Source organism: Proteus sp. NMG38-2 (assembly GCF_020640995.1).
Taxonomy (GTDB): Bacteria; Pseudomonadota; Gammaproteobacteria; order Enterobacterales; family Enterobacteriaceae; genus Proteus.
The window spans coordinates 976,734-990,760 of record NZ_CP085481.1 but is presented as its reverse complement, the minus strand read 5'-3'; the positions used below and the strand labels follow the sequence as shown (position 1 = coordinate 990,760).

Genomic DNA, 14,027 nt, shown 5'->3' with positions numbered 1-14,027 from the left:
AAAATTATCTCAAAAATCAATAATAAAAACGTATATAATCAATGATTTAAAAGAGTGGAATAAAAAAATTATCTCAAACCCTCCAAATAATTATATCAAATTTTTGCTTAATTGAATGACGAATATCCCAATAATTACAGATCTATAAAATTTACATAACATAACTAAGAAGTAGAACAAAAAACACAATATTATATAAACAATATTTTTAATCTCTTTATAAAAATCAAAATTCCCTGACGGCATGGTTATATTTTCACTTTAGCGGGTATCTGTGCATCAGGGCGACAATAAGTTGAGTTTTTACGAGGCTCCCCAGCTCTCAGAGCTGTTCGCGGTATAAACCGTCCTGATAAATAAAATCAGACTACCTCCATCTATCAGCTTTCGCTGATATTGCCATCGATACCGAGCTAATTTCTCCTTTAATTTTTCGAGTGAGCTGTCCTTAATATTGTCACTACGAGTGTGTCAGACTGTAGTTATCATTGAAAAAGTAGATGCCATAAGCCAAAGCGTGCTGTTTGCGCGTAGCGTCACTTGGTATCGCTTACGCTTTTACACAAGTGACGCTGCCTCGTTCCTGTCGCTTAATGCTCCTCTTGCAGATGTCTTTATGACATCAGTCATAACAGAGTGCTTCAAATAGCGCAGGTGGTATCTTCATTATTTGTATTATCTTGCAGTTATCACCCGAGGGTATCATCTCTCAGATAATGATGATGTTAGCTTGCGATTGCCCTAAGGCGCTTCTTTCAAATCGCGAGTGCAATAATGCGCACTGAAGCATTGGCTGTTGTTAAAAACAACGAGGTAATATTTGAAGAGTAAACGATAGGGATATTGATAAGTAGTTCTAACTATAATCATAAGGTTTTTATTTTAGCCTCACAATTAAATAATCATTGGAACTAATAAGAACATTACAAACAATCTAATTCTCATCACAAATAAAGCGATTACCTCTTTATTCTTATCGAAAGTTTTCTATTTGTATGATAAGAATATTTAATGAATAAGGAGGCTGTATGCAACGACCTAATTTATTTGGTAAATCAATTGCACTCAATGGGGATAAAACATCTACTGGTGCAACTTGCATCGCCACAATTCAGCAAGTGACATGTTATGGCCACAGTGTACTTAGAGTTGGAGATCCAACAACAACATGCCCCCAATGCGGAAAACCAGGGATCATTATTACAGGCGAAGATAGAATCAATAATCATGGGAAAATTCAGGCTGTCCACAATTCGATTGTACAGTGTGGATGTCCTCTTGGTTCCAATTTTGTTATAGCAGTTACATCTAAAAAGCCCTCTAATCATATTTCAAATTCTCTAACTAATCTTATACCAGCCTTATTTAGCCAAAAATTTATTTTAAAAAATACAGATAATCCAACAGCTTATGGCATCAAGACCGCTTCTGGTTTTATTGAAGGAATATCAAAGAAAAATGGAGAATTAGAATTAATCGAAACGTCACAGGAAGAAAATATTGAGATTGTTTATTTATTTCAAACAAAAGTAGGAATTTAATAATGACATATTATAAAACAGTCGAAGGTGGCACAACAACCGAACTTGAAACAGATATTTTTTACTTAAACCAAATACCTGATGCTATGGAGAGAATGGGATGGGAAACTGCACCTAAATTAATGCGTCATTGGTTTAGTATTACTCCAGCCTATCCATTTAAACCTAAAGAGAAAATAAAGCTTATTGAAGAAAGTGCTACTTTAATTCCTACAAATTTGATTAATACAAATATCGTTAAAATGGGATGGGCTTTAAATTACATACAAGTAAAAGAAAGTGTTGGCTACTTACTCAATAATTGGGCGACTCCAAAAGGAATTAATTTATTAAAAAAACGATTAGGTAGTAACACAAGAATCGGATATACCGACTCAGCTATTGAATTAGATAGCTATGCGCAAGTTAACTCACGTCCTATCGGTGGGACTCTTGATACAATAAATGATTATTATGGTGCCTTAGGTAAAGCTACAATAAAAATAGCTGTAAAGGGCTACATAACAAAAGTAAACTCAAGAGATGCCTTTATTACAGAAATGCTAGGTATATATATAAAAGACAGCTATGATTTTTCAGCCGAAAATGAACCCCTAGGTGTCTGGAGTAAAAATGGAATTATGAATAAAACGCAGACTCTTTTATATATGGGGTTTTATAATCAAAACATGTGGAAAGAACTCGCAGATGGTGGTTTTTCAGGAAGTGTACCGATATACAATAAAAACTTTCGAGAATGGCAGGAAAAAAGGAACGAGGGGGGTGATTTTATTGTTTTCTCAGATATTTTATGGTCGTATCCTATGCCAAATGATAGGGTTATCTATTTATGAAAATCACAAAGAAGATCATTATTATTATTAGTTTTTTAATTTTACTCTGGTATTTTCTTCTTGCTCATGTCACATTTTTCAATAAAGATTTACTCTTTAAAAAAATAGAAAATAAAGTTTATCAAGCCTACGTATATAAAATAAACCCAATAAATCCAATAGGTATATATTTATATATTACCGAAACTGAACCTGTCTATGTCGTATTATATAAAGATGAACAATATTTAGGACAAAGTTCTCCTTTTACCATGATCTACTCATACTCACTTCTTCAATCAAACCCCACATTACCTATTGAAATAGCGGATAATAATAGTTTACTCTTAGATAATTCATTTTATATTGTCATTGCAGATGAAAATATAGATAATGCTTATGAAATAAATAAAAAAGATAAAAAATGGTGGAGTTCTATTTTGCAATATTTTCACTAAATATTTATCTATATATAATAGTATTATTTAATTAAATTCATCTTCAATGAATAATTCTCATTTTTTAAAGCTATTTTTCACACCAATATTTTTAACCACATTCAGCATTGCAGAGCCACCTTGAGCACCAGCTTGTTGTGTACCTTTTGAACCACTTGAAATGGCTGAAGACACCGCAAATCCAAGATTTACCCCACTCCAACTTACAGCACCAAACCAAAAAAGCGGTAATACGACATACATAGCGCCGAGCACTAAATTCATGATCCAACTATCAGAACCGGTACTTGCTAACCAAATATTAAAATCACCACGATACCCTTTGTAACTCGCATACAGTAATTCAATCAATTTATCGTCTAACCAACTGGCTAATGCCCACCAAAACGGCACAAAGAGCCATGCAAACATCACAAAGGTAAGCGTAATAATTATTTTGGGCTCATAGGCACCTAGCAACAGAATCAACGGAATGATGATAATCAAAGCCATTAATAAAATCGCATGGATCATTGGTAAACCTTGGCGTAATGCATCAAAAGCAGGTAGCTGTGTCGTTTGTGCTAAGACTGTATAATCCATACAATTAATCAGAATTTTTATCGGTGACAACTCAATACCAAAACCTTGATACGGTAACAGTTCTTCCATTAGTGTTACCGTTCCCCTCAAAAACTCTCGAACATCGGGTAATACAGGCTTAACCATCGCAACAGCAATATGGTTAGTTGCGAGTAGTACCAATTCCAACATAATAGAACGAGCACCTTGTGAGTCGATGATAATCACGTCATAAGCAGTAAAAAGTGGGTGTTGTAATAGATTACGCAGACGAATTCGACCATCAGGGGCATGCATCATGGCTGTTTTTAATTGTTCATGAGGATCATTAGAGATAATAAGATCGAGATTACGAATACAAGTGTGAGAAATTAATCGCTCTGGATGATTAAGATCTACTGTTTGCATTAGTAACTCATAGAGACCACAAGGAGCCTCATAAAGTAAGGAGTAATAACTAGAAGCGGTTGGCTGTGCGTAATCCGCGTCGATAAGTAGTGTTTTTAACCCTGCATCAGCACATATTCCTGCAAGATTCGCAGAATGAGTAGATTTACCTTCTCCACCTTTTGTAGAAATAACTGAAATTACATGCATATAAGTCACCTGATAAAGTATTATCAGTGACAGATGCCAAATATATTTTCCTCATAACTGATTGAAAATCCCCGTATCCTTGGTTCGATTCCGAGTTCGAGCTACATCTTTAGAAAAACCAACCTTAGGGCTGGTTTTTTGCTTTCTGCGCTTTATAAGTTTTTGAGTTTCCTTTTCTTAAAGTCTGCCTTGCTACCTTGATTCTTAACTTGTTCACTCAAAATATTATTTTTTCTTTATGCTTCTGATATCTAATAATTACTTCATGTGAATTGCTATAGTATTTAGATAGCAATCTATTCTCTTTTTAATATAATGAATTCTTAAATTAATCTAATGTAATTAACATTAGAATAAATTTGGCTTTAGGTGAACATGAAGTTTAATTATACAAAAAGGAAAATAATTAATGTCTAATAATATTTATTTAAGAATAAATGGAAATGTTCAAGGAAATATTTCAGCTGGATGCTCTTCTTACGATTCACTTGGCAATAAATACCAAAGCTCTCACTTAAATGAAATATTAGTTATAGCGTCCACATTTGATATATCAAGAAGACAAAATTTAAGTCATGCCCCTCTTTCTATAACCAAACATGTTGATAAATCAACACCATTACTAATTACGGCAATTACAAATAACGAAATTTTAAAGTGTGAAATTGATTACTATAGAACTTCTCATACCGGCGCCCAAGAGAAATATATGACGGTTGTTTTAACAAATGCTTCTATTGTCAATTACTCACAAATACATGCAAGTACCTTAACTCAAAGTAATTCATTACCTAGCGAAATTATCACTATACAATATGAAAGTATTACCTGTAACCATATAATGGCAGGAACGTCTGGATATAGTATTTCTGAACTAAGTTAATCAGTAAAAATTTAATGGTGAATTTAATATCTTTATTCACCATTAATTAAATTTATTTTTCATAAAATATCAATATGATAAATTACTTTTTTTTGCCAAATGTTAGTGAGATACAAAAGTAAAGTGCAAAAAAAGACAGCTATAGCGAATAATATCTTTATTACCAGACCTTATAAATAATTCGCCAATAAAAAATTTATCACCAAATTTGAATATAATAAGACAACAACTTCCACATAAACCAACAACTGCAAGATAAATAAGATCTAAAAATCTATTTTTTTACAAAGAATATAGAGTTGAGTTTTATATAAAATAAAAATAATGAAGATAGATAAAATAGAAAAATCTCCAACCAGCCAAAAGGAGAAGGTGATAACACATCAAAATTATTCACTTTTATTTTCCTCTTCATATAAATCGTATGTAGAATAAATAGCCATACCGTCAAAAAAAATCTCTGAAATAAGAGGCACCCTATCCATAGTTTTCCATGATGTTATAAAATCACTCTTAATATAATGAAATAACTTCCATGCATCTTCTTTAAGAACTGGTTTTAGTAGTGATGCACCAAATAAACTTAAATCAACCACATTATAAAATATATCCGCTTCATTATCGCCATAACCTAAAGCTTTAAATGCTGCTCTATATCCGTTTTTTACAGGTCCACTATATTCCTCTCTAAATAATAAATAATAAATAATATCCATTTTCAATCATACTATTTACACCTTGAGATACCATTCCAACCCCTAATCTACTGCATAATGTTCCGACAGATCCCACACAAGAAGCTCCCCCTCCATATATTTGCATTGCTCCGCTGACAAAACCTACTTGTTTGAGTATTAATTTATTATTTTCCTCACTTTCTTCTTTTTTACGTATTATTTCAAAAAGCGCATATTGCATTATGCTTCGATTTCTTAGTAAATTATCCTGTAACTCTAACCTTTCAATTTCATCGGAGATATTATCTAATCCTGCTGATAAACTTAAGCAATAACTACTTACCTCTAATTCTGTTCTAGCAATCAGTTGTTCTATATCATTTAAGAACATCATTCTTGAAAAAGAATCACCAATATATTGATAGGCAAATTTCATTGCTATTTTTCTTAAATAACTGGATTCTCTTCTTAATGTATCTCTATACACATCACTATAACTATAGTCTAGTTCATACTCAGTCATTTCTTTCACATCCTTATTGAAAATAAAAACTTAAGTGATATCTCATCCGAATTATCGACTACTATAGTGTAATGTTTAACAATCCTTATCAATAGTGAATATTTGGTTTTCTACTTATTAGAGAAGTAAAAATTAATTTAACTAAAAAATAAAATAAATAGACTATAAACCCAGATATATAAGATAAGACATTATCTATTTTAACAATTGGAAAATTGAATTTATATAAATACCTCTATATATTTACACGATATTTATGATACTTACAGAAAAACCCAACATTTACCTGATAATGTTATAAATATTATTTAATATAAAAACTGATATCTTTATTAATATAAAAAAGTTAGGAATATTTTTAATCATCTTTATTATTATTATATAAATCATAACTTAAGTAATTTTTAAAATAAAAAATTCACCACTAATAATAATTCTTATTTTCATTTTTAAATTAAAAGTATAATTTTAAATATGCTTAATATAAAAAGCGATCGCTTTTATAACATTTATAATACAATTTAAATTCATTTTAGAAATACTCCCGCTATATATCTCTTTTTAATTAATACCTATCTCACAGAATATGAAATTCACCTGAATTGTCATTGACGAAATATAGCTTCAGCAGTAAATATAATAAGCAATGATCATAAAAACAGTGACCATCTTTGAAGATGGCTTTTTTAATCCTTAAATTGTCTCATTTTTTAGACAAAGGGATATTACAGAAAACACGGGAGAATTATCTTATGACTCAACAAGATACAGCAACTCATTATTCAATTAATGATATGAAAGCGTTAATTGAAACAATGCAAATTTATAAAAAAGATAACAGTGTCAAAGGGATCACTCGTATTGCCTATGGCGAAGAAGATGAAGCCGCGCATCTGTATCTTGCGGGTTTAATGAAAGAAGCCGGTCTTGAAGTTTATCGTGATGGTATTGGTACACTTTACGCACGCTTACCAGGTAAAGATCGTTCACTACCTGCAGTAGGTACTGGATCTCACCTTGATACCGTACCTCAAGGTGGTGCTTATGACGGGGCCTTGGGTGTGATTGCTGGGTTTTATGCCTTAATGCAATACAAACCACAGCAACTTAAACGCGACCTTGAGCTTGTTGTTTTTCGTGCTGAAGAATCTAGCCGTTTTGGCTTTTCATGTATTGGCAGTAAGGTATTAACAGGAAAAATTGACAAAGCTCGCTGGGAGCAAAATAGAGATGATGATGGCAATAACTTCTTTGAAGTTTTGAAATCATTAGGTTATCAGCACGATAATTTGGATAGTTGTTTAGTCAAAGAAGATCGTTATAGTGCATTTGTTGAGCTTCATATTGAACAAGGTAAACGCCTTGAAAATGACAAGAAAACCATTGGTATTGTTAATGGTATTGCAGCACCGACACGCTTTTCAGTCACTGTTAATGGTCATGCAGATCACTCTGGTGCAACACCAATGTATCAACGTCAAGATGCATTAGTGGCAAGTGCGGGGATTATTACCGATATCAACCGTGCAGCCTGTACTGAAGCCGTTTATGGCACTGTAGGTACAGTGGGTAAACTCAACGTTATTCCGAACTCCATGAACGTCATTCCAGGACAAGTAAAATTCTCTGTTGATATTCGTGGTATTGATACTGAAAGTATTCAGCGTGTTGTACAACGTTTAAATAACAGTGTTGAAAAAGCAGAAAAAGATTTTGGTGTTGCTATTGATGTTCAACCAATTTCTGCTGAATCGCCAGTTAAATTAGATGATTCAATTTGCCAAGTTATTGAAAGCTTATGCCAAAAACACAATATCGACTATATGACCATGTTAAGTGGTGCAGGCCACGACTCAATGAATATGGCGTCGCTTTATCCAACTGCGATGATCTTTACACCTTCAGTTGCTGGTATTAGTCATCATCCTGATGAATTTACCGAGTTTAGTGATATTGCTGTCGCTGCAGATTTATTAGCAGAAACATTAGGTACATTAGCAAATCAATAATGACTGACTATTTGTTTTAAAAGGTTAATTGCATCATCCCCTTTGGTCGCTTTTAACCATAATTTATCAAAGAGAGATTGATATTGAAATATCGCCTCAGTTGAAGAAGTTACGGTGGCAATGCCCGTACTGACATTAGGAAATTCACCTAAACGGAACGGGCTAACGGCTAAAGAAAGAGGTACTTTATCTTGATAAAATAGTTGGAAAGTTAAAGACGGCATAGTATCTGAAATAATGGCAATATTAAGATAATTATTTTTTTGCTCTAGCTTTTCAATTAAATGAAGAATTTCGCTTTTTGCTCGCTGTTTTCTTTCTTGTTGCAATGTTTTCGTTAAATTAACTGAACCTAGCATACCAACATAAAGAAATTTCTCGATTTGTTGTTGGCTAATAAGGTTATAAATATGAGGTGAATGCAAGGATTGATGTTTTTTACGCTCTTTTAAAATAGATAAAACTTCTTGTTGTTTTTCAGATAAAAGATTTAAAGGTGATGCTTCTGTTAGCATTTCAACCAATGTTTTATCATAACAATCTGAAGTTAATAAATAAGAAAAGGGTTCGAAGTGAGTATAAATATGTGAAGATTGAGTCTCAAGTTGGCGCATTCGTTCGAAAAAACCATTCGCACTTGAGTAATATTCGGTATTAATACCTAATAAACTCGTTAATGAAGTATTTAATAATCTAGCAAGATTATCGAGAGTTTCAATCTTAACAATTTCACCTTTTTCTAATCGATATACGGCAGCACGAGAAATACCTAAGCTTTCTGCAACATCTTCAGCTTTTAATGAAGAGGCTATACGGTAAGCTCGTAGTCGATAGCCAATGGATTGATAATCTATTTTTTCTCTAGGTATGTAAGGCATATTTATAATTGGCTCCCAAATGCACAAAGTACCAGGGTAAAGTAACGTCACAACAATAGGATGTTAGTTGAGATAGTTTAAATTAAACCAAAAATAAAAAGAATCACCTTCCTCACAATGAGGTAAATAAAAGAAGTTTGCAGTAAAAAGTTAGTCTATATCAATAAACCTGTCTCCTAGCAGGTAACCTCACCAGGGTTAAGCAGTAAAAACAAACAACAATAAAAAACTAAAAGGCGTTGTAATTGATATTACAGCGCCTTTTTCATTTATTAATTGACTAAATGTTCCAATACCATTGCTCCTGCACCTTGAGACACGATTTCATAAGCGTGACTTGCGGGATAAACTTCTGTTTTTATATTTGGGAAAAGTGCGAGTTTAGTTTCAATCGTCTTTTTCACGGTATCAAAAAATGTATATTTAGGAATTAACGTACCGCCACACACAACTATATCAGGTTGTAGCATTAAAATAGAGTTTGCAATAGCCAATCCATAGTAATAAGCAGCTTCTTCTAATGCATCAATACACAAAGGATCACGCATTTCAATTGCCTGAAAAATAGTGTGATAATTAATTTCATCATCAACACTAACAAGCGATGTTAATAAGGAGGTTTTTCCTCGTCTTATTTGATGAATAACGTTATTTTTTATAGCATCTAAAGAACAGAGTGTATTTAAACAACCATAAGAGCCACATTCACACAAAGTCCCTTTTACATCGATTGTCATATGGCCAAAACAATTCATCGTTACTGATGTATCAGTTAAAAACTAGTTAGCAATAATTGCACAACCTCTGACTTCGGTATCACAAGATGTAAATAAAAACCGTTGTGTTTTTTGGCGGTAATATAAACGAAACTCAGCTAATGCAGCAAAATGTACGCTACTCCCTACTGTTACGTAAGTAGGAATTTTTTTACGCAATAATATCTCTAACTCACGAAATTCTTCATCAAGAGATTCAGAAGCTAGTTGATGTTCAACAACATGCTCAATAGAGATCCCTAATCCCAGCACCTTTTCATAATTAATTTTATTTTTTAATAATAAAGCATCAATTTTAGGCAATAGTTTGTCTGTCATTTCAGAGGCAGACAAATAAGGTTCAGGTGAGATTTTAATTTTATCTAACATATTAAGCTTTAGGTCCATTAAGACAATTGTTGAATAGACCTTGCTTAGTTCAATACCGATTAAAAACACCCCTTCTGTATTTATATTATACAAAATAGGTTTTCGTCCACCGGTTGACTCACCTAATTCTGCAGTTGTAATTAATTCAAGAGCATTTAATTCGTCAAGTAATCGGGCACAAGTCGCCGGTTTCATTTGTGCTAACTCAGTCAGCGTTTCTGTTTTTATCGGGCCATTTTCTGCGATTAATTTATAAAGGCTTTTCAGTTTTAATGCTTTTGATGTCTTAGAAGACTGAAGTTCTTTTAAATTTTTCAATAGCATAGCTATTTCCTTTATTAAATTATTTCGCTAGTTAAAGAGGAATATCGCTATCTTACTGTAAAAAAAGTAATAAACACCGGCTGAAATTCGCATGATAAGAACATTGGGTGCTGATGCCGTTGGCATGTCAACGGTACCAGAAGCACTTATTGCTCGCCATTCAGGCATAGACACCATAGGTATTTCATGCTTAACCAATATGGCTTGTGGGATTTTAGAACAGCCACTTAGCCATGATGAAGTGATTGAAACCGCAGAGCGCGTAAAATCTACCTTCTTAAAACTTATTAGTGAAGTGATCGCACGTTTATAACTTTTTATCAATTAAAGAAAAAGTGGAATATAGATAGCTGCCTATATTCCACTCTAATCCTATCCCCCAACAGTGGAGATTGTTATGGGAATAAAAATATAGCTCAAAGGCATGATGTTTATGCAATGTTTTATCTGGGGAAGTTGGTTAATCACCCTAGGTGCATACATGATGCAAACATTACATTTCACTGGGGTTGAAGTGGGGTTAGTTTATGGCTCAAAAGGTATTGCCGCCCTCATTATGCCTGGTTTACTCGGAATAATTGCAGATAAATTTATTCCCGCTAATCGTTTATATATTATCTGTCATATTATTTGTGCTATTGCTTTATTTTTTGCAGCATCAGTGACTGATCCTACCATCATGTTCTGGGTTATGTTCATTAATGCATTAGCTTTTATGCCAACAATTGCACTTTCAAACTCAATTGGCTATTTCTGTTTAAATAAACACAAATTAGATTCTGTTGCTAATTTCCCCCCTATTCGTGTTTTTGGCACGATAGGTTTTATTATCGCCATGTGGTGTGTTAGCTTACTTAAATTAGAACTCAGCAACACTCAACTATATATTGCATCAGTCGCTTCGCTTTGTTTGGCACTCTATTCCTTTTGTTTTATTTAAAAAGCCTATAATGGCCGTCTTCTTTTTATTTGCCATGCTATTAGGTGCAGTACTTCAAATTACTAATACATTTGGTAGTCCTTTTATTCATGATTTTGCTAAAAACCCTGAATTTGCTGATAGTTTAATTGTTCAATATCCATCAATTTTATTATCAGTATCACAAATGGCTGAAGTGGCCTTTATCTTAGCAATTCCCTTCTTTCTCAAACGTTTTGGTATTAAAAAAAGTCATGTTAATTAGTATGATTGCATGGACTTTACGTTTTGGATTATTTGCTTATGGTAATCCCTCTCCTTGGGGTTTTGTGTTGCTAATGCTTTCAATGATTGTTTATGGTTGTGCATTTGATTTTTTCAATATCTCAGGCTCTATTTATATCGAAAATGAAGTAAAACCTGAAATAAGAGCCAGTGCTCAAGGGTTATTTATGACTATGGTCAATGGTGTTGGTGCATACGCGGGTTCCATTTTAAGTGGCATGGTCGTAGATCATTTTACAATCGATGGAATAAAAGACTGGCACTCTATTTGGTTAATATTTGCTTCATATACATTAATTCTAGCAATTATTTTTGTATTTGCTTTTAAAGAGAAAAGAAATTTAGTTCATAGTTAATTAATTCCACTTCTATTTTAGAAAATGGTAGTAAGATAATTTTAAACTTATTACCATTTTTATTTGGTCTTATTTTAAAAGATTAAAAATCATAGTAATATAAAATTCCTTTTACACTTCATGTAAAAGGAATTATATCCATGAGTTCATCTACTATAAAAAAAACAAAAGCATTTTACTCTATCATTGATGTAATGAAAGAAAATAGAATTGATATTGCTATATGGGAAAAATCACATCCTAGCCATAAATTTACAGAGATATCATTTAGTTTTCCAACATATACTGAATTAAGAACAGATAAATATAATACAATAACTACACTAAACAAACCTCAACAAGCTTTAGCAAAAGAGATATTACAGTTATGGGCTGATATCACTAATATTAAATTCATAGAAAAAGAAGCTGGACATGATACTGATATAAGAATTGGTCTTTATAATAATGTGTTTGAATATTATGAAAAACATTCTTTTAAAATAGGCGGTTTTTCAACATACCCTACAAAAGAAAAACACCCAGAAAAAGAAATCTCTAGCATTTCAGACTATAGCGAACCAGGGCAGGTTTGGTTAAATATTTCTGAAACAAAATATATAAAAACAGTTAATAAATCACATATTACACCAGTAAGAAAACCTAAAATAGATGCTTTCATGAAAAAATCCGATAATATAAATTATTATTATATTGAAAATGAAGATGATATTCATTTATTTAGAAATTTAAATGCTAATTCTCACTTAGAAAATAATTTAGAACCATCTAAAAAAGGAACATATAAATTTTATACTTATATACATGAAATAGGCCATGCTTTAGGATTACCACATACATTTAATGATAATAACAATCTCAATATTAAAGAAAATAGTTTCCAGTATTCAGTCATGGCATACAATATGCCACAAAAAGAATATGCTGATTTTCATGATAATTTCCCAATGAGCCCAATGCTTATTGATATTTATTTAATTCAACAACTTTATGGTAAAAATACCTCAACTCGAACAAGTGACACTGTATATGGGTTTAATTCTAACACTGAAAGAAAAGCCTATACTCTCAATACAGATAGAGATGTAATAATCAGTTGTATTTGGGATGCAGGTGGTAACGATACACTAGATTTTTCTCAATATGATGTTGAACAAAAAATAGATCTTAATGAAGGTGCTTTTTCTAGTATAGGCGGATTAGAAAATAATATTTCAATTGCTTTCGGGACTGTTATTGAAAATGCATTAGGTGGATTAAAAGACAACTATATTTTAGGTAATCAAGTTGATAATTATCTTAAAGGAAATAAGGGAAATGATACCTTAAGCGGTAAAAAAGGTGATGATACTCTTTATGGTGAGCAAGGCGATGATATCCTTTATGGGGGGGATGGAGATGACACTCTTTATGGGGGCATTGATAATGATACCCTCTACGGTGACGATGGCGATGATCTTATTTTTGGTGAAAAAGGAGATGATACTCTTTTTAGTGGAAGAGGTCAGGACATTCTTTATGGCGGCTCAGGTAATGACGTATTAATAGCTATAGAAGGCGACAATATTCTTGATGGTGGATACCATGATGATACCTTTATTATCAAAGGGGGTAACAATAAATTGTTTGGTAGCCAAGGAAAGGATATTTTTATATTTAGCTTAGAGAATAATACTTATGGTCATAACATTATTTATGATTTTAACAAAAATGAAGACGCCATTTTATTTCAATTACCAAAAGATAAAGTATTAATAAAACCATCATTAACAAAAGAGTTTTCTGATGAAAATCATAAAATAAATATTTCTTATAACAATAAGAAAACCACATTAGAAATAACCAATAATGACAAACTAATAAATAATCAATTGACAATAGATATTATGGGTAATTTTAGTTATGAAGATCTTTTTCTAAACAATGTTTAATACATTTAAAAATAATATAAATACATTATAAGGTTTAAAAATTTTAAGCCTTATAATAACAAAATGGAATATATAATATGATAAAATCATGACGTAATCATATAATAACATTATAAAAAATACCTAAA

General features: G+C 32.1%; 13 protein-coding genes and 2 pseudogenes. 8 read left to right on the top strand and 7 right to left on the bottom strand.

Annotated elements, in window-relative coordinates; genetic code table 11:
* Positions 1 to 1,028 precede the first annotated feature (1,028 nt).
* Genes LG402_RS04630 through LG402_RS04620 form a run of 3 tightly spaced genes read left to right on the top strand, consistent with a single transcriptional unit; the run spans position 1,029 to position 2,811 of the window.
* The gene (locus tag LG402_RS04630) at positions 1,029 to 1,541 is read left to right on the top strand and encodes a PAAR domain-containing protein (protein WP_227336516.1); all 513 of its coding nucleotides are present in this window, start codon (positions 1,029 to 1,031) and stop codon (positions 1,539 to 1,541) included.
* Positions 1,542 to 1,543: 2 nt separating this feature from the next.
* Positions 1,544 to 2,374 carry a DUF6402 family protein gene (locus LG402_RS04625; protein WP_227336515.1) on the top strand — a complete coding sequence of 277 codons (831 nt, stop codon included), beginning with the start codon at positions 1,544 to 1,546 and terminating at the stop codon, positions 2,372 to 2,374.
* A complete protein-coding gene (locus LG402_RS04620) occupies positions 2,371 to 2,811 on the top strand; it encodes a DUF6201 family protein (protein WP_227336514.1) in 441 nt (146 codons plus the stop codon). Before LG402_RS04625 ends, LG402_RS04620 begins: the two co-directional genes overlap by 4 nt.
* A 57-nt stretch (positions 2,812 to 2,868) precedes the next feature.
* Here the strand turns inward: LG402_RS04620 and LG402_RS22225 are convergent, their stop codons facing one another.
* Together LG402_RS22225 and LG402_RS22220 are read right to left on the bottom strand one after the other, a co-directional pair.
* On the bottom strand, positions 2,869 to 3,324 hold the full coding sequence (locus LG402_RS22225) for a conjugal transfer protein TraG N-terminal domain-containing protein (protein WP_264484600.1): 456 nt from the start codon (positions 3,322 to 3,324) through the stop codon (positions 2,869 to 2,871).
* Between the two features lie 45 nt (positions 3,325 to 3,369).
* Positions 3,370 to 3,969: pseudogene (locus tag LG402_RS22220) on the bottom strand (ParA family protein); the annotation flags it as partial.
* A gap of 409 nt (positions 3,970 to 4,378) precedes the next feature.
* Here LG402_RS22220 and LG402_RS04610 point away from each other — a divergent pair.
* Positions 4,379 to 4,852 carry an Hcp family type VI secretion system effector gene (locus LG402_RS04610; protein WP_151434464.1) on the top strand — a complete coding sequence of 158 codons (474 nt, stop codon included), beginning with the start codon at positions 4,379 to 4,381 and terminating at the stop codon, positions 4,850 to 4,852.
* A 389-nt stretch (positions 4,853 to 5,241) separates the two neighbouring features.
* Here LG402_RS04610 and LG402_RS22215 read toward each other — a convergent pair whose 3' ends face one another.
* Positions 5,242 to 5,568 (bottom strand): DUF4225 domain-containing protein, encoded by a 327-nt coding sequence (locus LG402_RS22215; protein ID WP_264484597.1) that lies wholly within the window; start codon positions 5,566 to 5,568, stop codon positions 5,242 to 5,244.
* Complete coding sequence (locus tag LG402_RS22210; RefSeq protein ID WP_264484596.1) at positions 5,540 to 6,052, bottom strand: DUF4225 domain-containing protein; 513 nt, start codon at positions 6,050 to 6,052, stop codon at positions 5,540 to 5,542. The genes LG402_RS22215 and LG402_RS22210 overlap by 29 nt, the downstream gene beginning before the upstream one ends.
* Before the next feature lie 752 nt (positions 6,053 to 6,804).
* On the opposite strand from LG402_RS22210, the gene LG402_RS04600 reads away from it, so the two are divergent.
* Positions 6,805 to 8,061, top strand: a complete 1,257-nt coding sequence (locus LG402_RS04600) for a Zn-dependent hydrolase (RefSeq protein ID WP_227336512.1) — start codon at positions 6,805 to 6,807, stop codon at positions 8,059 to 8,061.
* Here the strand turns inward: LG402_RS04600 and LG402_RS04595 are convergent.
* The 3 genes from LG402_RS04595 to LG402_RS04585 form a co-directional block, all read right to left on the bottom strand.
* On the bottom strand, positions 8,055 to 8,939 hold the full coding sequence (locus tag LG402_RS04595; protein WP_072070687.1) for a helix-turn-helix domain-containing protein: 885 nt from the start codon (positions 8,937 to 8,939) through the stop codon (positions 8,055 to 8,057). The genes LG402_RS04600 and LG402_RS04595 overlap by 7 nt on opposite strands.
* A gap of 272 nt (positions 8,940 to 9,211) precedes the next feature.
* On the bottom strand, positions 9,212 to 9,676 hold the full coding sequence (locus tag LG402_RS04590) for an ROK family protein (RefSeq protein ID WP_227336511.1): 465 nt from the start codon (positions 9,674 to 9,676) through the stop codon (positions 9,212 to 9,214).
* A gap of 42 nt (positions 9,677 to 9,718) precedes the next feature.
* Positions 9,719 to 10,408, bottom strand: a complete 690-nt coding sequence (locus LG402_RS04585) for a hypothetical protein (RefSeq protein ID WP_227336510.1) — start codon at positions 10,406 to 10,408, stop codon at positions 9,719 to 9,721.
* A gap of 91 nt (positions 10,409 to 10,499) precedes the next feature.
* Between LG402_RS04585 and LG402_RS04580 the strand changes: the two genes are divergently transcribed.
* The 3 genes and pseudogenes from LG402_RS04580 (at position 10,500) to LG402_RS04570 (ending at position 13,899) form a co-directional block, all read left to right on the top strand.
* Entirely contained in the window at positions 10,500 to 10,721 is a 222-nt protein-coding gene (locus LG402_RS04580; protein ID WP_227336509.1) for a hypothetical protein, read from the top strand.
* A 111-nt stretch (positions 10,722 to 10,832) separates the two neighbouring features.
* Positions 10,833 to 11,968: pseudogene (locus LG402_RS04575) on the top strand (nucleoside permease).
* A gap of 140 nt (positions 11,969 to 12,108) precedes the next feature.
* Entirely contained in the window at positions 12,109 to 13,899 is a 1,791-nt protein-coding gene (locus LG402_RS04570) for a M10 family metallopeptidase C-terminal domain-containing protein (protein WP_227336508.1), read from the top strand.
* The last annotated feature ends 128 nt before the right edge of the window (positions 13,900 to 14,027 follow it).

What these genes read in the sequence shown, in the direction of transcription:
- LG402_RS22210 (WP_264484596.1), bottom strand. Translation starts at nt 6,052, where the DNA reads ATGACTGAGTATGAACTAGACTATAGTTATAGTGATGTGTATAGAGAT.
- LG402_RS04585 (WP_227336510.1), bottom strand. Translation starts at nt 10,408, where the DNA reads ATGCTATTGAAAAATTTAAAAGAACTTCAGTCTTCTAAGACATCAAAA.
- LG402_RS04600 (WP_227336512.1), top strand. Translation starts at nt 6,805, where the DNA reads ATGACTCAACAAGATACAGCAACTCATTATTCAATTAATGATATGAAA.
- LG402_RS04580 (WP_227336509.1), top strand. Translation starts at nt 10,500, where the DNA reads ATGATAAGAACATTGGGTGCTGATGCCGTTGGCATGTCAACGGTACCA.
- LG402_RS04595 (WP_072070687.1), bottom strand. Translation starts at nt 8,939, where the DNA reads ATGCCTTACATACCTAGAGAAAAAATAGATTATCAATCCATTGGCTAT.
- LG402_RS04625 (WP_227336515.1), top strand. Translation starts at nt 1,544, where the DNA reads ATGACATATTATAAAACAGTCGAAGGTGGCACAACAACCGAACTTGAA.
- LG402_RS04620 (WP_227336514.1), top strand. Translation starts at nt 2,371, where the DNA reads ATGAAAATCACAAAGAAGATCATTATTATTATTAGTTTTTTAATTTTA.
- LG402_RS04630 (WP_227336516.1), top strand. Translation starts at nt 1,029, where the DNA reads ATGCAACGACCTAATTTATTTGGTAAATCAATTGCACTCAATGGGGAT.
- LG402_RS04590 (WP_227336511.1), bottom strand. Translation starts at nt 9,676, where the DNA reads ATGACAATCGATGTAAAAGGGACTTTGTGTGAATGTGGCTCTTATGGT.
- LG402_RS04570 (WP_227336508.1), top strand. Translation starts at nt 12,109, where the DNA reads ATGAGTTCATCTACTATAAAAAAAACAAAAGCATTTTACTCTATCATT.
- LG402_RS04610 (WP_151434464.1), top strand. Translation starts at nt 4,379, where the DNA reads ATGTCTAATAATATTTATTTAAGAATAAATGGAAATGTTCAAGGAAAT.
- LG402_RS22215 (WP_264484597.1), bottom strand. Translation starts at nt 5,568, where the DNA reads ATGGATATTATTTATTATTTATTATTTAGAGAGGAATATAGTGGACCT.
- LG402_RS22225 (WP_264484600.1), bottom strand. Translation starts at nt 3,324, where the DNA reads ATGATCCATGCGATTTTATTAATGGCTTTGATTATCATCATTCCGTTG.